This window comes from Amygdalobacter nucleatus (assembly GCF_029167365.1).
Classification (GTDB): Bacteria; Bacillota; Clostridia; order Saccharofermentanales; family Fastidiosipilaceae; genus Amygdalobacter; species Amygdalobacter nucleatus.
Genome location: NZ_JARFNM010000002.1, coordinates 1 through 18880 on the forward strand (window position 1 = coordinate 1; position 18880 = coordinate 18880).

At 47.8% G+C, this 18880-nt stretch carries 15 protein-coding genes and 4 pseudogenes; 3 read left to right on the plus strand and 16 right to left on the minus strand.

The features are described 5' to 3' along the window. The 6 genes and pseudogenes from PYS62_RS07260 to PYS62_RS07285 form a co-directional block, all read right to left on the minus strand. Positions 1-1365: ABC transporter ATP-binding protein (locus PYS62_RS07260; RefSeq protein ID WP_315574214.1), on the minus strand; the 1365-nt coding region annotated here is incomplete at its 3' end. Further along, positions 1358-3139 (minus strand): ABC transporter ATP-binding protein, encoded by a 1782-nt coding sequence (locus tag PYS62_RS07265; RefSeq protein ID WP_066713991.1) that lies wholly within the window; start codon positions 3137-3139, stop codon positions 1358-1360. The genes PYS62_RS07265 and PYS62_RS07260, both read right to left, overlap by 8 nt. Before the next feature lie 40 nt (positions 3140-3179). Further along, positions 3180-3887 (minus strand): TetR/AcrR family transcriptional regulator, encoded by a 708-nt coding sequence (locus PYS62_RS07270; RefSeq protein WP_315574096.1) that lies wholly within the window; start codon positions 3885-3887, stop codon positions 3180-3182. Between the two features lie 49 nt (positions 3888-3936). Further along, positions 3937-5507 (minus strand): annotated as a pseudogene (locus PYS62_RS07275) (recombinase family protein). After that, entirely contained in the window at positions 5507-5929 is a 423-nt protein-coding gene (locus PYS62_RS07280; protein WP_066713985.1) for a serine integrase family protein, read from the minus strand. The pseudogene PYS62_RS07275 and the gene PYS62_RS07280 overlap by 1 nt, the downstream one beginning before the upstream one ends. Before the next feature lies 1 nt (position 5930). Further along, the gene (locus PYS62_RS07285; RefSeq protein WP_315574097.1) at positions 5931-6422 is read right to left on the minus strand and encodes a hypothetical protein; all 492 of its coding nucleotides are present in this window, start codon (positions 6420-6422) and stop codon (positions 5931-5933) included. Between the two features lie 126 nt (positions 6423-6548). Between PYS62_RS07285 and PYS62_RS07290 the strand changes: the two genes are divergently transcribed. After that, positions 6549-7463, plus strand: a complete 915-nt coding sequence (locus PYS62_RS07290; RefSeq protein WP_315574206.1) for a recombinase family protein — start codon at positions 6549-6551, stop codon at positions 7461-7463. 55 nt (positions 7464-7518) lie between these two features. Here the strand turns inward: PYS62_RS07290 and PYS62_RS07295 are convergent, their stop codons facing one another. The 4 genes from PYS62_RS07295 to PYS62_RS07310 all read right to left on the minus strand — a co-directional run bounded on the left by PYS62_RS07295 (position 7519) and on the right by PYS62_RS07310 (position 9969). Further along, positions 7519-7737, minus strand: coding sequence for a hypothetical protein (locus PYS62_RS07295; protein ID WP_156422960.1), 219 nt, complete (start codon positions 7735-7737; stop codon positions 7519-7521). An 11-nt stretch (positions 7738-7748) separates the two neighbouring features. Then, entirely contained in the window at positions 7749-8222 is a 474-nt protein-coding gene (locus PYS62_RS07300; RefSeq protein ID WP_066713979.1) for a helix-turn-helix domain-containing protein, read from the minus strand. Between the two features lie 627 nt (positions 8223-8849). Continuing rightward, positions 8850-9146 (minus strand): type II toxin-antitoxin system RelB/DinJ family antitoxin, encoded by a 297-nt coding sequence (locus PYS62_RS07305; protein WP_066713976.1) that lies wholly within the window; start codon positions 9144-9146, stop codon positions 8850-8852. A gap of 211 nt (positions 9147-9357) precedes the next feature. Beyond that, on the minus strand, positions 9358-9969 hold the full coding sequence (locus PYS62_RS07310; RefSeq protein WP_315574098.1) for a CadD family cadmium resistance transporter: 612 nt from the start codon (positions 9967-9969) through the stop codon (positions 9358-9360). A 251-nt stretch (positions 9970-10220) separates the two neighbouring features. On the opposite strand from PYS62_RS07310, the pseudogene PYS62_RS07550 reads away from it, so the two are divergent. Then, positions 10221-11393 (plus strand): annotated as a pseudogene (locus PYS62_RS07550) (IS110 family transposase). A 149-nt stretch (positions 11394-11542) separates the two neighbouring features. On the opposite strand, the gene PYS62_RS07325 reads toward PYS62_RS07550, so the two are convergent. The 6 genes and pseudogenes from PYS62_RS07325 to PYS62_RS07350 form a co-directional block, all read right to left on the minus strand. Continuing rightward, complete coding sequence (locus PYS62_RS07325) at positions 11543-13279, minus strand: ABC transporter ATP-binding protein (RefSeq protein WP_066713995.1); 1737 nt, start codon at positions 13277-13279, stop codon at positions 11543-11545. Continuing rightward, positions 13272-15053, minus strand: coding sequence for an ABC transporter ATP-binding protein (locus tag PYS62_RS07330; protein ID WP_066713991.1), 1782 nt, complete (start codon positions 15051-15053; stop codon positions 13272-13274). The genes PYS62_RS07325 and PYS62_RS07330 overlap by 8 nt, the downstream gene beginning before the upstream one ends. A 40-nt stretch (positions 15054-15093) precedes the next feature. Continuing rightward, complete coding sequence (locus PYS62_RS07335; protein WP_315574096.1) at positions 15094-15801, minus strand: TetR/AcrR family transcriptional regulator; 708 nt, start codon at positions 15799-15801, stop codon at positions 15094-15096. A gap of 49 nt (positions 15802-15850) precedes the next feature. Next, a pseudogene (locus PYS62_RS07340) lies at positions 15851-17421 on the minus strand (recombinase family protein). Continuing rightward, positions 17421-17843 carry a serine integrase family protein gene (locus PYS62_RS07345; RefSeq protein WP_066713985.1) on the minus strand — a complete coding sequence of 141 codons (423 nt, stop codon included), beginning with the start codon at positions 17841-17843 and terminating at the stop codon, positions 17421-17423. The pseudogene PYS62_RS07340 and the gene PYS62_RS07345 overlap by 1 nt, the downstream one beginning before the upstream one ends. A 1-nt stretch (position 17844) precedes the next feature. Further along, entirely contained in the window at positions 17845-18336 is a 492-nt protein-coding gene (locus PYS62_RS07350) for a hypothetical protein (protein ID WP_315574097.1), read from the minus strand. Between the two features lie 126 nt (positions 18337-18462). Here PYS62_RS07350 and PYS62_RS07355 point away from each other — a divergent pair. Then, a pseudogene (locus PYS62_RS07355) lies at positions 18463-18880 on the plus strand (recombinase family protein); the annotation flags it as partial.

Here is an 18880-nt window from a genome sequence, read left to right on the forward strand (position 1 = left end):
TCCCATGATAAAGTCGTGCGCGGAAGCTTTCTTTGCAGCTTCGATTACATCTTTCATCGGTGCATCCGGCCTTCCAAATCGGATATTGTTCGCAATGGTATCCTCAAACAGATAGACCCTCTGGAAGACAAAGCTGAAATTCTCCATCAAAGAATCGAAGCTGTAATCCTTGACATCTTTTCCTCCAAGCGTCACCTTTCCGTCCTGTACATCCCAGAATCTGGCAATCAGAGATGTAACCGTGGTTTTGCCGCCTCCGGAGGGTCCGACAATTGCTGTCGTTGTCTTTTCCTTGATGTCAAGTGTGAGATCATCGATAATCTTTCTGTTCTCATAGGCAAAGCTTACATGGTCAAGATGGATATCGTGATTTTCCGGCTTAATATCCTCACCGTTAATGTCCATCTGCTGTACGGAAAGAATCTCATTGGCAAGGTCAACACACCTTCCGATCACTCTCAGAAGTGCTGTGTATACGCCTGCCAGATCCAGCATTTCAAACAGGATAAAGGAACAAAGCAGCATTGTGATCGTGTAATTCAGTGCCATCGTTCCGTTTATGCAGAAGTAAACGGATGCTCCTGCAATCACCACACCCGTCAGCTTGCACACAAGCTGCTGAAGGCCTACCATGGGGATCGCCGCAGTCTCGGCGCTGATATCCGCTTTTCTTTTTCGATCGATTGCTTTTTCCAGTCTGCTGTTGTTCGCGCTCACCAGATTGTAATTACGGATTTCGGCAATCCCCTGAATATATTCAAGCACTACGCCGACCATATCCTTATCTGCCTGAAGCTTCTCCTCCGCAACTCTCGCTACGTTTCTGTTGGTGAATATATTGACCACGCAGAAAACGACAATGCCAATCAATCCGATCACTGCGATACGCACATCAAACGCAAACAGCCCGATACCGATGATGACCGTAGTTATGGAGCCTTGTAAAATCATCATGACGGCACGTGTCGCGATATCCCCCAGCTGCTCCATAGAATTTGTAGTGACAGATGTGATGTGACCGAGACTGGTGTCGTTGAAGTACCCCATCGGGAGGTATCTCAAATGCTCCCCGATCTCGATTCGCTTACCGGCCGCCGTATTATATCCGGCCTCCGTCTGCATCATCTGTGAATAGCGGTTGATGATCATCTTTCCCACTGTGGAGATCAGCATGAGACCAATAACGACCAGGATCTCCTTTGTCCCTATGTCCCTGTTCAGAACCGCCGTCACAGTAAAGAACGCAGCAGGGATCTTCATAGCGGTAAAGACAGCGTCCAACACACCCAGCGCTAGGGCCTTATAAAACTTATTCCTGTTCTCCGTATTGCAGAAATCGAAGAACTTCTTCAGCATTTTAAGCATGGGCAACCTCCTCTCTGACAGCGGATGCCGTATAATCCGTGTCCGCGTCTCTTGCCTCGCTGTGGGCCTCCCACATCTTCTGATAAAGCGGACAGCCTGCAATAAGCTCGTTGTGCGTTCCTGCCGCCTCTATATTTCCCTCATTTACGACAAAGATCTTATCGGCACTTGTGATGGTAGACAGTCTGTGAGCAATGACGATCAGCGTTTTTCCCTGAACGAGCTTAGCCACGCTCATTTGAACAAGGGTTTCGTTTTCGGGATCCGTATAGGCAGTAGCCTCGTCCAGAATCACCACCGGCGCGTCTTTCAGCATGGCTCTTGCGATGCAGATACGCTGTCTTTCGCCTCCGGAAAGGTGTCCTCCAGCGCCGCCGACAACCGTATCGTATCCATGCTCCAGTCCCAGAATGAACTCATGGCAGCCAGTAGCCTTTGCTGCATTTATAATGTCTTCTTCAGATGCACCCTTGCGGCCGAGCCTGATATTTTCCAGAACGCTCATGTCAAACAGGTAGTTGTCCTGTGCTACATAAGAAATCTGACTCGCATAGTAATCCAGCGGCAGATTTCGGATATCCACACCACCATAGGTGATGCTTCCGCTGTCTACATCCCACAGGGAGTCGATGAGCCTTGCGATGGTGCTCTTTCCTGAGCCGGAGGGTCCCACGATCGCTGTAACGTCACCCTGTTTGATCTCCATATTCACGCCATGGAGCACTTCCTTTTCCTTGTATGTAAAGCGGACGTCACTCAGTTTGATATCAGAGCCCTCCGGCTGCTCTGTCAATGCGGCGGGTCTTTCCATGTCCTTTCTTTCCAGTATCTCCGTCACTTCTCCGAATATCGCACTCATCTTTGAGATGTCATCGGTGTAGGAGAAAGCCACTACAAGCGGAGTGACAAGTCCGGCCGAAAGGATGACCCCAGTGATAAAATCCGAAGCAGTAAGGCTCCCGCCTCTGACCAGCAGAAGTCCGACCGGAAGCACGCCAAGAAGCGTTGCGGGCGTGAATGAAAGGCTTCCCGACGACCACCAGATGCAGCGCCTCATCCAGTCGATAAAGCAGCTTGCGCCTTCTTTGGCGGCAGTAACGAATTTTTCATAAGAGCTCTTGGATTTACCGAAAGCCTTGATCACTTCGATCCCGTTGATGTATTCCACTGCCGTATCATTCAGTTTTTTTGTTTTTTCCAGCGTCAGCTGAAAGCTTTCGCCGCTGCCTTTCATCATGCCGGCAACAAAAAAAAGTCCGATCACGACAGGGATCAGATTTGCCAGTCCCATTCGCCAGTCAATCGTAAGAAGATAAATGAACATAATGAGCGGGAGCAAAAGATTTGCCGTGAATTCCGGGATGATGTGTGCCATGGTTGTTTCCATGGCATCCACTCGTTCCACGATGATATTTTTATAAGTTCCGCTGTGATCATCCAGAATGGAGCCGAGCGGTATCCTCGAAAGCTTTGCGGTCAGTTGTTTGCGGATCCCGCCAAGCACGGTAAAGGTTGCCACATGAGACAGCGTAGTGGATGATGAGTGAAGTGCGACTCTTATGATCCAGCAAACAACCATCAGTGTTACCTGTCTAAGGTAATATGACCAGTCCGCGCCGCCTGTTATCAATTTCTCCACAACGTCTGCGATCAGCAGATAGGGTATGAAGGATGCCACGACACCAAGGATCGCGAGCAGCACGCTGCCTACGAAGAATCCTCCTCGCCGTCCGGCAAACTCCATTACCCAAGAGATCGTGCTTTTTTTCTTCATTCAGATTGCCTCCTGTTTTTATGAATATGAATTATTGATGTCAGAATCCGAGAAACTTACGCCAACCCTCAGTAAAGAACATGGCGACGGTATAGGCATAGTGTCTCGCCTCATCATACGAAAAATCGTGTTTTAGCATTTCAAGAATGCATGAATACTCTGAGGTTAAAAGAAGATGCATTTCTCTGCCATCCACATGCTCTACATGAACTCCGGGCTTTTCCAGCCCGCTCATAAACAGCAGCGTATATTTTTGGACTTTCGTAACAAGGTCATGCAGGAAGTTTTCATACTTTGTTCCTTCGCTTCCGCAGAAGAGGAGCCTCTGTTCATCGATGTCTTCGTAGATCATATCCACTATCATTCCAAGCTGCCGGTCGTCTTCCCACATGGCTTCCAGCCCATGATCCCATGCGGTCGATGTCTGCCTGATTCTCTCCGTGTCGCAAAATCGATTCCACTTCTCTACAACAGGACCGACTACTGCTTCAAATATCTCTTCTTTATTCGAATAATGCCTGTATAACGCCGTAGCGGAAATCCCGACTTGTGAGGCAATGCTCCGCATCGACGCGTCCTCGAATCCTCTTTTTATAAACTCTTTTTTTGCGACCTCAAGGATCTTGTCTTTCGTGTCCATTTGCTTTCCCCCTAAAGATATGTTAACGTCGTAAACGTTGACAACGTTAACATTATAGTTAGGTATCGCTGACTTGTCAAGAAGATTCTTGATCCTATATCCCAACATAAGTATTAGACACTCCGTCGCAGCGAAGTGTCTCTGCATCCTTATTCTCTTATGCCTCCACATCGATTGTAAAACCCGACTTGAACTCCACTGTCAGCTTTTCATCGTGGACTGTGATCTTCTCAATCAGCCGTCTGACCAGCGTTTCGGAGTGTTCCGTGACCGCCGCATTCTGCCCATCAAGGAAGGCAGAAAGGTCATCGATGCGTTCCTTCAGCTCCGTGTTCTTCGCCGCCTTCGTCAGGATATCCTGCCGCTCCTGCCGGAGGCTGATAATGGCATCTCCGATCTCATCGATCATCGTCTGGTTTTTCCCGGCTTTCAGCAGTTCCTCCTGTTTTGCCTTTACGGCTACATCGATCTCGGCAAGTTGCTCTTCCGTGTCCTCATTCAAGACCGAGCGGATGTTTTCCTGCAAGACGGGGAGGAGGTAATCCCTTCTCGACCAGGCATCGTTGATTGCCATGACCACCGCCTCCTGCAGGTCTTCTTCGTGAATCGTCCTTGCCGGGCAGTCAATACCGCTGCTTTTCTTCAGTACCCGGCTCACGCACCGCCAGACCGTGGACTTGCATCCCCGGTTGTTCCATTTAATCCTGCGGAAGATGTCCCCACAGTGTCCGCAGAACACCAAGCTCGAAAGAGCGTACCGTGAACTGTAGATCCGCTTCTTTCCATCCGTCAGGATGTTAGCCCTTCGTGCGATTTCTGCCTGCACCCGGAGATAAACATCCTTTGCGATGATCGCCTCATGGCTGCCTTCCACATAGTACTTCGGCGCAAGGCCGTTATTGGCCACTCGTTTCTTATCGAGTGTATTTACCGTATAGGTCTTTTGCAGGAGTGCATCCCCGATGTATTTTTCATTGATGAGGATCTGCCGGATATTACTTTCATGCCACTTAGCGTTCCCCGCACCGTTCAGGATGCCATCCGCCTCCAGCCCCCTTTGATTTGGAGAAAACTGGCTCCATCCATGTATTCAGCATAAATGCGCCGAACGATATCCGCCTCTTCCGGAACGATGATAAGTTTTCCTTCATCATCTTTTGTGTATCCAAGAAACCGATTATGGTTGACCTGCACCTTGCCTGCCTGATTTCGGAACTGAATGCCGAGCCGGACGTTTGCCGACAGGGATTCCGATTCCTGTTGGGCAAGCGCCGCCATAATAGTCATAAGGACCTCTCCCTTGGCGTCAAGGGAATTGATATTCTCCTTCTCGAACAGGATTGCAATATTAAGATCCTTCAATTCTCTTGTATATTTCAGGCAGTCTACCGTATTTCGGGAGAAGCGACTGATGGACTTAGTCAGTATCATATCGACTTTTCCATCCCGGCAGTCCTGTATCATGAGGTTGAAGGATTCCCTTTTTGCTGTATTCGTTGCACTGATCAAGTCGTCCGCGTACACCTCAACCAGTTCCCATTCCAGATTGCTTTTGATATAGGAAGTGTAATGCTCGACTTGCATCTCATAACTGGATTCCTGCTCCTCAAATTCCGTAGAAACGCGGCAGTAGGCTGCTACCCTGGTTTTCTGCACCTTCTCCGTTTTCTTCTGCGCCCCGATGGTGCGCTTTGGCGGGATAACTGTGACATTTCCTGCAATCTGCATTATCCGTTCACCCCATTTCTTATCAGGCTGTAGGCGTACTCCGCCTGCCTGACTGGATCTTCATATTTCAGCGTGATTTTTGGAGCGGAAAACTTTGTATAAACCGTTCCTTTCGGCGCGCCTTTCCCTTTGTTCCTGTTACGCCCCAGCGCCTTCTCCCGGCGTATTCGTTCCGCTTCGACCCTGTCGGCCATTTCCTTCGTCAGCATCGGCGGGTAAAAGCCATCGCCGAGATACCGCTCATTCTGTATCAGACGTTTGACCCCGCAGTGGCTCATGGTCAGCCCCACCGATGCCGCCGCCTTTATAAAAGACATCCCGGACAGGTAATTTTCACATATCCGCCGGATAACGGCGGCCTGTTTTTCATTGACCACAGCCCTGCCACCGATGATGTCATAGCCGTATGGTGTATGTTCCATGTCATATCCTTTCCCGGAAAACGGCTCCGCACTTCATGGCAAATCCAATCTCCGTTCTTTTATAAACCACGATGTGATCAACTTGCTCCGTAAAGAGCGCGTCATCAAATTCCGTAAGGGTTCTGCCCTTCGCCGTGTACTTCAGAAGCTGCTCGAGAGTCTCCTGCCTTTCATGCGATCCGCTTACCTGCGCGGTCAGGAGATTCTGCTCGTTTGTGAGCCTCTGCGCTTCTTCCACAAGAGTATCGCTTTCTTCCGCATACACCGCCGGATCGAGAAGCCCCTTCGTGAAGAACTGCGTGATCTGCGCCCTGCGCTCAGCGTTCTTTTCCAGAAGGGATTCCAGTTTGGAAAGCCTGTCCAGTGTATCGGTTTTCATGCCTTCTTTCAGCATTTCCACGTATGGGAGGAGGACTCTGCTCCTGCCCCATGTCAGCTTGTTCATCATCGTGGCGCATGCCGCCTTCACTGGTTCCTCTGGTATGGACTTCATAACGCAGGCGTTCTTATCATCCACATGGCTCGATTGCTCCAGATTGATGTCAGATTTTCGCGGTCGTTCGCGGGAATTTATCAAAGCGTGTTTTTGCCTCGAAACACACCGATTTTTACCCTTGGTATGGATAAGATTGCAGACGGGCTTATGGCTGACGGTATCCTCACCGGCGCTGGCAAGACAAAATGTCACACCAGCACTATCAACAAGATCCTCCTCAACGAGAAGTACATCGGTGACGCGCTCCTGCAAAAGACTTACATCACAGATTTTCTGACGAAGAAGCGCATCAAAAACAACGACACCGTCCCGCAGTACTATGTGAAAGGCGACCACGAGGCCATCATCCCGAAGGACATCTTCCTTCGGGTGCAAGAGGAGCTGGTCCGCAGGCGCGTGGTCCATACCAGCGACAACGGCAAACGGCGCTGCTACTCCTGCAAGCACTGTTTCGCGCAGATCGTTTTCTGTGGCGAGTGCGGCGAATTTTACCGGCGTGTCCACTGGAACAACCGAGGCTGCAAGTCCATCGTCTGGCGGTGCTGCAGCCGCTTGGAGGCCACCGGCCACGCTTGCCACAACCGGACAGTCAATGAAACGCTTCTGGAACAGGTGGTAATCGATGCCATTAACCGGGTGCTCTGCCAGAAGGACGATTTCCTGCAAACGCTACGGGCGAACATAGCTACGGTAGTCCTGCAGGGTGATGCCCTCTCACCGGATGTCATAGACGAGCGGCTGAACAAGCTGCAAAAAGAGCTCCTGAAGAAGGTTAACCAGAAGGACGATTACGACGCCATCGCGGATGAGATTCTCCGCCTCCGGGATCAGCGCAGGCAGGCCGAGGTGGACAGCGTCATCAAGGATGAACAGATGAAGCAAATCCGGGACCTGCAGGATTTCGTCAAGAGCCAGCCTGCCACCATCACAGAGTTTGATGAGACACTGGTCAGCCGCCTAATTGAAAAGATCACCGTCTTCGATGACCACTTTACCGTAGACTTCAAATCCGGCATCACAATCGACATAGAGGCATAAAACAAGGCTCCCATACTACCGTTGATGGCAGTGTGGGAGCCTTGGCCTGTCTCTGTTATCCCATTTTCTTCTTGAAGAAGATGGCCAAAATAACACATACAATGATTCCAATAGCATATGGGATTGCAGTAAAAAAAGCAGCAGATGCAGGGGCACTATAACCGGCATATTGAATACCCCACTTCATGTCGGAGTAGTTATATGCAACAACGGCGCACATAACATCAGACAGAAGAACTGCCATAACCAAAAATACAGTAGATAAAGCCTTCATAAAGATCCTCCTTATTTGTTAGATGTACTCTTAAGGAGCAAAACTGCGCCGGCAATTATGGCCGCAAGGCAGATAATCAGAAATATTCCATCTCCGTCTATGGTAATCATTGATGAATCACTGATTTGGCTTGACGTTGATGGCATAAAAATTGAAACGAGTCCCCAAACAATCAAACAAACAATTCCAGCAATACAGGTGACTATTCCAAGAATACGCTTTTCTCTTCTGGTATTTGTTCTCGGCTGATCACTCTCGGTGTTTGCCACCGATTCAGATACGGCAGAGCCATCTTCTTTCATCAAATAATCAAGCGTTACATTGAAATACTTACTGATGGAAATAAGAGTATCGCTTTCTGGAATTGCCTTACCGGATTCCCACTTTGATATCGCCTGTCTGGATACGCCCAACTGCTCTGCAAGCTGCTCCTGTGAAAGGCCGCCTTTCTTTCGAAGCTCATATAGTTTTTCTGAAAGTACCACGTTTTCCTCCTTTCATTCAGAGCATACCTGAACATCGGGTAGAACTCCATACACAGCAGTTTGCAATTACGCAACCAGCGGTAGCAACTGCATATTCTTATGTTATTTGCATCAACAAATACAGATTTCCCTTCGGTCATCCATATCACTGTTTCAACCCTATCACAAAAACATCCATATCACTAACTCAACCCTCTGGCAGAAGCAGTTGATATGTTCTGTCGGAGCGGTTTTTGCGGTCAATTTCGCCCGCTGACGCTGACGGCCCATTGCCCGAAAATCCCGGAAATACGGCACTTTTATGCACCTCACCGGTCAACCCGTGACATCAATACGACCGTCTCAACGTGGATTGAGAGAACTCCAAGTATAGCTACACTTTTTTGAGTGCACACTATGGATATTGGGTGCACTTTTTAACGATAGGAAAAGCTATCGTTAAAAAGTTTAAGATTGGCTTAATAACAACGTTTACATTACAATTGTTCCAGTTGTTTAGTCTGGTCTCTTCTCACGTAGATAACCGCGAGTATTTGAACTTCTTTTCTACTATCATCAACACAAAAATAAACGTAATAATTTTTTACGCGTATTCTTCTAAAACCAAGTTCACACCACGGCTGCTAATCAACGTCCAAGCTCTTCAAAAACATCATCTATCGGATAACTATCACCATGAACCGCCTGATCATAACCTTTAGCCACCAACGCGTTAAACGTTTTCTCATCCATATCATCTTGTGCTGGAAACGACTTTGGAATAGTAAGCGAAAATGGAATACCCTTATTAAGAATGATTTGACGATAAAACATGTCAATAGCAGTAGCCCTAGGAATTCCAATAGTTTCCAGAATCTGCTCCGCCTGCTGCTTAATATTTTCTTGTATTCTCACATTCACATTCGCACTTTTAGTAACTGCCATATCAACCAATCTCCATGCACACATCGTAAAATACTGTATCGCATATTGCAACACATTTGCACGAATGGGATTTTTCGACTGTCATACACGATTTTTATGTTCGCATTACTGCATCAGATAGCACAATGAAGCGCCGTGACGGTGGAAGCACCACTTATTTTCTCGTTTGAGTTTGAACATAAAAATAGCAGATAAAGGGAAGGAAATGAATTTACACCACTTTTAGGACTTGACCTATGAAATAATTAATCGTCCCATTTTCAGTTAATATATATAGACCGAGTCCAATAAACACGACAGGTACAATTACTTTTTCGTACTTTTCCACAGTCTCTCCGATAGCAGAAATTGAGGCGAGATTTTGAGATGATTTGCATAGAATCAAAATCCCTAAGGCAAATATTACTAAACTTATACTAATCTCAATCAAACTCTTTCCTGTAAAATAGGGGATATAAATTCCTAAATTATCTCCACCCATTGCTACTGTTAAACTTGTAAATGCTAAGATTTTTGATCCATCTCCGGTAATTTTTCCCTCGATATCTTCTTCATCAATATCTTCATCCACAAAAATTGCTCTTATACCAAGACCTAGCGGAATTAGGCCAAGGAGTCCGATAATCCAATCTTGTGGAATAAAATTTAAAAAGTAAGCGGCAATAAGACTAGCCAGTACAAGCAGTCCTGTACCTAAATACTGCCCTACATAAATTGATTTCAAACCTTTCTTTCCTTGACTAGCGAATAAAATAGTCAAAACAACTAAGTAGTCAATGGATGTAGAAACAAAAACTAATAAAGCGGATACTATTGTTTCCATTATTTCTCCTCGTATTATTAGATTTGTAGTTTTTATAGACCCTCAGCAAGGTCTTATAATCTCTAACAGACGCTGTGGATTAGTATTTATCTCCTAACGCATAGACGTTTTAAGAAAGGCAATAACCACAGCCGTTTGTTTAAGCGGTAATTAGTTAGATAACGCATGACGTTTTATGTAGCACGAGGTTACGTGAGAACAAACAAGTCTGTGGGGCAATACAGTGTCTAATTTTTTACTGGAGGTCTGCTATGTTTTACGCAGGAATTGATGTAGCCATGGATAAACACGACTGTGTTATCCTAGATGCTAATGGCAAGTGTTTCATTGAAGTATTTACCTTCAAGAACAGTCGTGACGGTTTTGAACAGCTCATGAAGGTGCTCCATTCCTGTTCTAAGAAACCAACCAACATAAAAGTAGGGCTTGAATCGACAGGTCACTACAGCGATAATCTTCTGGCTTTCTTGAACAGTGTCGGTTACAAGCCCATTCTGCTCAACCCGTTACATACCAATCTTTTCAGAAAAGGTCAGAACCTTAGAAAGACGAAAACTGATCACGTCGATGCGCATACCATTGCCACTATGCTGAGAATCGAAGATCTCAAGTCCTACTCACAGCCATTTTACCATTTATCCGAACTAAAATCACTAACCCGTTATCGAGCGACCCTTGTTGCCGATTGCTCTAGTAAGAAAGTTTCTCTCGTCAGACTTTGCCAAATTCTCTTTCCCGAACTGAAGAGCCTCGTTCCCAGTCTTCACATGAATTCTGTATACCAACTTCTCTCAGAGTTACCCTCTGCTGACAAAATTGCCAACTGTAATCTCACACATCTCATTCATCTTCTTGCATCAGCTTCAAAGGGACATTACGGCCGCGTTAAGGCTCTTTCCATAAGAGATGCTGCTTGTTCTTCCATCGGTATAAAAAGCTGAGTAAAAGAATTGGAACTCCAACAAACTATAGCTCTTATTCAAGTCTATCAACAGCAAATTGAAGAGATAGAGTCAGAGATCAATGAGCTCATGAGTAAGATCGACAGTCCCATTACTTCTGTCCCTGGTATCGCCAACAAAATGGCTGCCGTCATTATCAGTGAGACCAACAACTTCAAGGATTTCAATTCTGCTGAGCAGGTTCTTGCTTATGCAGGACTGGATCCCTCTGTTTACCAGTCGGGACAGCTTACTTCTACGCATTCTAAAATGGTGAAAAGAGGTTCAAAATACCTGCGCTATGCCATCTTTAATGCTACTAAATACGTATGTCATTGGGACTCAACGTTCAATGCGTATTTAGCAAAGAAACGGGCAGAAGGTAAACCCTACAATGTTGCTGTCTCCCATGCTGCCAAGAAACTCACTCGCGTTCTCTTTCATTTGGTGAAAGCAAACGTTGCCTTTATTCCTCTGGCTTAAACCGCTACCTTATACGACTTATTTGCCAAGCACCTCGTGGTGCTTATTTCGTTATGCAATTATCAAGGTTCTTTTTATCCGATTTGCATTTCTGCATTTTCATGCTTTTTCTTCTTGACTTTTAATAGTTAGTCTTTCTTTGTTCTATTTTATGCTATCTTCCAGCTGACAGCACTGCGTCTGCCGGAAACAAAGTTCCTATAAATTCCATCTTCCCGAATCAGTGATTCATGCGTGCCCTGCTGCACGATCCTGCCTTTATCGATCACGATGATCTGATCCGCATGACGAACGGTCTTCAATCTGTGTGCGATCATAATGATCGTCTTTTCTCTGGTCAAATTTTCAATGGCCTGCGTAAGCTCCTTTTCGTTTTCTGGATCAACATTGGCAGTTGCTTCGTCCAGAATAATGATCGGAGCATCTTTCATGATCGCTCTGGCTATGGCGATCCGCTGTTTTTCACCGCCGGAAAGCGTTGCGCCACCTTCTCCGATCATAGTTTCATACCCATCAGGAAGTCCCATGATAAAGTCGTGCGCGGAAGCTTTCTTTGCAGCTTCGATTACATCTTTCATCGGTGCATCCGGCCTTCCAAATCGGATATTGTTCGCAATGGTATCCTCAAACAGATAGACCCTCTGGAAGACAAAGCTGAAATTCTCCATCAAAGAATCGAAGCTGTAATCCTTGACATCTTTTCCTCCAAGCGTCACCTTTCCGTCCTGTACATCCCAGAATCTGGCAATCAGAGATGTAACCGTGGTTTTGCCGCCTCCGGAGGGTCCGACAATTGCTGTCGTTGTCTTTTCCTTGATGTCAAGTGTGAGATCATCGATAATCTTTCTGTTCTCATAGGCAAAGCTTACATGGTCAAGATGGATATCGTGATTTTCCGGCTTAATATCCTCACCGTTAATGTCCATCTGCTGTACGGAAAGAATCTCATTGGCAAGGTCAACACACCTTCCGATCACTCTCAGAAGTGCTGTGTATACGCCTGCCAGATCCAGCATTTCAAACAGGATAAAGGAACAAAGCAGCATTGTGATCGTGTAATTCAGTGCCATCGTTCCGTTTATGCAGAAGTAAACGGATGCTCCTGCAATCACCACACCCGTCAGCTTGCACACAAGCTGCTGAAGGCCTACCATGGGGATCGCCGCAGTCTCGGCGCTGATATCCGCTTTTCTTTTTCGATCGATTGCTTTTTCCAGTCTGCTGTTGTTCGCGCTCACCAGATTGTAATTACGGATTTCGGCAATCCCCTGAATATATTCAAGCACTACGCCGACCATATCCTTATCTGCCTGAAGCTTCTCCTCCGCAACTCTCGCTACGTTTCTGTTGGTGAATATATTGACCACGCAGAAAACGACAATGCCAATCAATCCGATCACTGCGATACGCACATCAAACGCAAACAGCCCGATACCGATGATGACCGTAGTTATGGAGCCTTGTAAAATCATCATGACGGCACGTGTCGCGATATCCCCCAGCTGCTCCATAGAATTTGTAGTGACAGATGTGATGTGACCGAGACTGGTGTCGTTGAAGTACCCCATCGGGAGGTATCTCAAATGCTCCCCGATCTCGATTCGCTTACCGGCCGCCGTATTATATCCGGCCTCCGTCTGCATCATCTGTGAATAGCGGTTGATGATCATCTTTCCCACTGTGGAGATCAGCATGAGACCAATAACGACCAGGATCTCCTTTGTCCCTATGTCCCTGTTCAGAACCGCCGTCACAGTAAAGAACGCAGCAGGGATCTTCATAGCGGTAAAGACAGCGTCCAACACACCCAGCGCTAGGGCCTTATAAAACTTATTCCTGTTCTCCGTATTGCAGAAATCGAAGAACTTCTTCAGCATTTTAAGCATGGGCAACCTCCTCTCTGACAGCGGATGCCGTATAATCCGTGTCCGCGTCTCTTGCCTCGCTGTGGGCCTCCCACATCTTCTGATAAAGCGGACAGCCTGCAATAAGCTCGTTGTGCGTTCCTGCCGCCTCTATATTTCCCTCATTTACGACAAAGATCTTATCGGCACTTGTGATGGTAGACAGTCTGTGAGCAATGACGATCAGCGTTTTTCCCTGAACGAGCTTAGCCACGCTCATTTGAACAAGGGTTTCGTTTTCGGGATCCGTATAGGCAGTAGCCTCGTCCAGAATCACCACCGGCGCGTCTTTCAGCATGGCTCTTGCGATGCAGATACGCTGTCTTTCGCCTCCGGAAAGGTGTCCTCCAGCGCCGCCGACAACCGTATCGTATCCATGCTCCAGTCCCAGAATGAACTCATGGCAGCCAGTAGCCTTTGCTGCATTTATAATGTCTTCTTCAGATGCACCCTTGCGGCCGAGCCTGATATTTTCCAGAACGCTCATGTCAAACAGGTAGTTGTCCTGTGCTACATAAGAAATCTGACTCGCATAGTAATCCAGCGGCAGATTTCGGATATCCACACCACCATAGGTGATGCTTCCGCTGTCTACATCCCACAGGGAGTCGATGAGCCTTGCGATGGTGCTCTTTCCTGAGCCGGAGGGTCCCACGATCGCTGTAACGTCACCCTGTTTGATCTCCATATTCACGCCATGGAGCACTTCCTTTTCCTTGTATGTAAAGCGGACGTCACTCAGTTTGATATCAGAGCCCTCCGGCTGCTCTGTCAATGCGGCGGGTCTTTCCATGTCCTTTCTTTCCAGTATCTCCGTCACTTCTCCGAATATCGCACTCATCTTTGAGATGTCATCGGTGTAGGAGAAAGCCACTACAAGCGGAGTGACAAGTCCGGCCGAAAGGATGACCCCAGTGATAAAATCCGAAGCAGTAAGGCTCCCGCCTCTGACCAGCAGAAGTCCGACCGGAAGCACGCCAAGAAGCGTTGCGGGCGTGAATGAAAGGCTTCCCGACGACCACCAGATGCAGCGCCTCATCCAGTCGATAAAGCAGCTTGCGCCTTCTTTGGCGGCAGTAACGAATTTTTCATAAGAGCTCTTGGATTTACCGAAAGCCTTGATCACTTCGATCCCGTTGATGTATTCCACTGCCGTATCATTCAGTTTTTTTGTTTTTTCCAGCGTCAGCTGAAAGCTTTCGCCGCTGCCTTTCATCATGCCGGCAACAAAAAAAAGTCCGATCACGACAGGGATCAGATTTGCCAGTCCCATTCGCCAGTCAATCGTAAGAAGATAAATGAACATAATGAGCGGGAGCAAAAGATTTGCCGTGAATTCCGGGATGATGTGTGCCATGGTTGTTTCCATGGCATCCACTCGTTCCACGATGATATTTTTATAAGTTCCGCTGTGATCATCCAGAATGGAGCCGAGCGGTATCCTCGAAAGCTTTGCGGTCAGTTGTTTGCGGATCCCGCCAAGCACGGTAAAGGTTGCCACATGAGACAGCGTAGTGGATGATGAGTGAAGTGCGACTCTTATGATCCAGCAAACAACCATCAGTGTTACCTGTCTAAGGTAATATGACCAGTCCGCGCCGCCTGTTATCAATTTCTCCACAACGTCTGCGATCAGCAGATAGGGTATGAAGGATGCCACGACACCAAGGATCGCGAGCAGCACGCTGCCTACGAAGAATCCTCCTCGCCGTCCGGCAAACTCCATTACCCAAGAGATCGTGCTTTTTTTCTTCATTCAGATTGCCTCCTGTTTTTATGAATATGAATTATTGATGTCAGAATCCGAGAAACTTACGCCAACCCTCAGTAAAGAACATGGCGACGGTATAGGCATAGTGTCTCGCCTCATCATACGAAAAATCGTGTTTTAGCATTTCAAGAATGCATGAATACTCTGAGGTTAAAAGAAGATGCATTTCTCTGCCATCCACATGCTCTACATGAACTCCGGGCTTTTCCAGCCCGCTCATAAACAGCAGCGTATATTTTTGGACTTTCGTAACAAGGTCATGCAGGAAGTTTTCATACTTTGTTCCTTCGCTTCCGCAGAAGAGGAGCCTCTGTTCATCGATGTCTTCGTAGATCATATCCACTATCATTCCAAGCTGCCGGTCGTCTTCCCACATGGCTTCCAGCCCATGATCCCATGCGGTCGATGTCTGCCTGATTCTCTCCGTGTCGCAAAATCGATTCCACTTCTCTACAACAGGACCGACTACTGCTTCAAATATCTCTTCTTTATTCGAATAATGCCTGTATAACGCCGTAGCGGAAATCCCGACTTGTGAGGCAATGCTCCGCATCGACGCGTCCTCGAATCCTCTTTTTATAAACTCTTTTTTTGCGACCTCAAGGATCTTGTCTTTCGTGTCCATTTGCTTTCCCCCTAAAGATATGTTAACGTCGTAAACGTTGACAACGTTAACATTATAGTTAGGTATCGCTGACTTGTCAAGAAGATTCTTGATCCTATATCCCAACATAAGTATTAGACACTCCGTCGCAGCGAAGTGTCTCTGCATCCTTATTCTCTTATGCCTCCACATCGATTGTAAAACCCGACTTGAACTCCACTGTCAGCTTTTCATCGTGGACTGTGATCTTCTCAATCAGCCGTCTGACCAGCGTTTCGGAGTGTTCCGTGACCGCCGCATTCTGCCCATCAAGGAAGGCAGAAAGGTCATCGATGCGTTCCTTCAGCTCCGTGTTCTTCGCCGCCTTCGTCAGGATATCCTGCCGCTCCTGCCGGAGGCTGATAATGGCATCTCCGATCTCATCGATCATCGTCTGGTTTTTCCCGGCTTTCAGCAGTTCCTCCTGTTTTGCCTTTACGGCTACATCGATCTCGGCAAGTTGCTCTTCCGTGTCCTCATTCAAGACCGAGCGGATGTTTTCCTGCAAGACGGGGAGGAGGTAATCCCTTCTCGACCAGGCATCGTTGATTGCCATGACCACCGCCTCCTGCAGGTCTTCTTCGTGAATCGTCCTTGCCGGGCAGTCAATACCGCTGCTTTTCTTCAGTACCCGGCTCACGCACCGCCAGACCGTGGACTTGCATCCCCGGTTGTTCCATTTAATCCTGCGGAAGATGTCCCCACAGTGTCCGCAGAACACCAAGCTCGAAAGAGCGTACCGTGAACTGTAGATCCGCTTCTTTCCATCCGTCAGGATGTTAGCCCTTCGTGCGATTTCTGCCTGCACCCGGAGATAAACATCCTTTGCGATGATCGCCTCATGGCTGCCTTCCACATAGTACTTCGGCGCAAGGCCGTTATTGGCCACTCGTTTCTTATCGAGTGTATTTACCGTATAGGTCTTTTGCAGGAGTGCATCCCCGATGTATTTTTCATTGATGAGGATCTGCCGGATATTACTTTCATGCCACTTAGCGTTCCCCGCACCGTTCAGGATGCCATCCGCCTCCAGCCCCCTTTGATTTGGAGAAAACTGGCTCCATCCATGTATTCAGCATAAATGCGCCGAACGATATCCGCCTCTTCCGGAACGATGATAAGTTTTCCTTCATCATCTTTTGTGTATCCAAGAAACCGATTATGGTTGACCTGCACCTTGCCTGCCTGATTTCGGAACTGAATGCCGAGCCGGACGTTTGCCGACAGGGATTCCGATTCCTGTTGGGCAAGCGCCGCCATAATAGTCATAAGGACCTCTCCCTTGGCGTCAAGGGAATTGATATTCTCCTTCTCGAACAGGATTGCAATATTAAGATCCTTCAATTCTCTTGTATATTTCAGGCAGTCTACCGTATTTCGGGAGAAGCGACTGATGGACTTAGTCAGTATCATATCGACTTTTCCATCCCGGCAGTCCTGTATCATGAGGTTGAAGGATTCCCTTTTTGCTGTATTCGTTGCACTGATCAAGTCGTCCGCGTACACCTCAACCAGTTCCCATTCCAGATTGCTTTTGATATAGGAAGTGTAATGCTCGACTTGCATCTCATAACTGGATTCCTGCTCCTCAAATTCCGTAGAAACGCGGCAGTAGGCTGCTACCCTGGTTTTCTGCACCTTCTCCGTTTTCTTCTGCGCCCCGATGGTGCGCTTTGGCGGGATAACTGTGACATTTCCTGCAATCTGCATTATCCGTTCACCCCATTTCTTATCAGGCTGTAGGCGTACTCCGCCTGCCTGACTGGATCTTCATATTTCAGCGTGATTTTTGGAGCGGAAAACTTTGTATAAACCGTTCCTTTCGGCGCGCCTTTCCCTTTGTTCCTGTTACGCCCCAGCGCCTTCTCCCGGCGTATTCGTTCCGCTTCGACCCTGTCGGCCATTTCCTTCGTCAGCATCGGCGGGTAAAAGCCATCGCCGAGATACCGCTCATTCTGTATCAGACGTTTGACCCCGCAGTGGCTCATGGTCAGCCCCACCGATGCCGCCGCCTTTATAAAAGACATCCCGGACAGGTAATTTTCACATATCCGCCGGATAACGGCGGCCTGTTTTTCATTGACCACAGCCCTGCCACCGATGATGTCATAGCCGTATGGTGTATGTTCCATGTCATATCCTTTCCCGGAAAACGGCTCCGCACTTCATGGCAAATCCAATCTCCGTTCTTTTATAAACCACGATGTGATCAACTTGCTCCGTAAAGAGCGCGTCATCAAATTCCGTAAGGGTTCTGCCCTTCGCCGTGTACTTCAGAAGCTGCTCGAGAGTCTCCTGCCTTTCATGCGATCCGCTTACCTGCGCGGTCAGGAGATTCTGCTCGTTTGTGAGCCTCTGCGCTTCTTCCACAAGAGTATCGCTTTCTTCCGCATACACCGCCGGATCGAGAAGCCCCTTCGTGAAGAACTGCGTGATCTGCGCCCTGCGCTCAGCGTTCTTTTCCAGAAGGGATTCCAGTTTGGAAAGCCTGTCCAGTGTATCGGTTTTCATGCCTTCTTTCAGCATTTCCACGTATGGGAGGAGGACTCTGCTCCTGCCCCATGTCAGCTTGTTCATCATCGTGGCGCATGCCGCCTTCACTGGTTCCTCTGGTATGGACTTCATAACGCAGGCGTTCTTATCATCCACATGGCTCGATTGCTCCAGATTGATGTCAGATTTTCGCGGTCGTTCGCGGGAATTTATCAAAGCGTGTTTTTGCCTCGAAACACACCGATTTTTACCCTTGGTATGGATAAGATTGCAGACGGGCTTATGGCTGACGGTATCCTCACCGGCGCTGCAAGACAAAATGTCACACCAGCACTATCAACAAGATCCTCCTCAACGAGAAGTACATCGGTGACGCGCTCCTGCAAAAGACTTACATCACAGATTTTCTGACGAAGAAGCGCATCAAAAACAACGACACCGTCCCGCAGTACTATGTGAAAGGCGACCACGAGGCCATCATCCCGAAGGACATCTTCCTTCGGGTGCAAGAGGAGCTGGTCCGCAGGCGCGTGGTCCATACCAGCGACAACGGCAAACGGCGCTGCTACTCCTGCAAGCACTGTTTCGCGCAGATCGTTTTCTGTGGCGAGTGCGGCGAATTTACCGGCGTGTCCACTGGAACAACCGAGGCTGCAAGTCCATCGTCTGGCGGTGC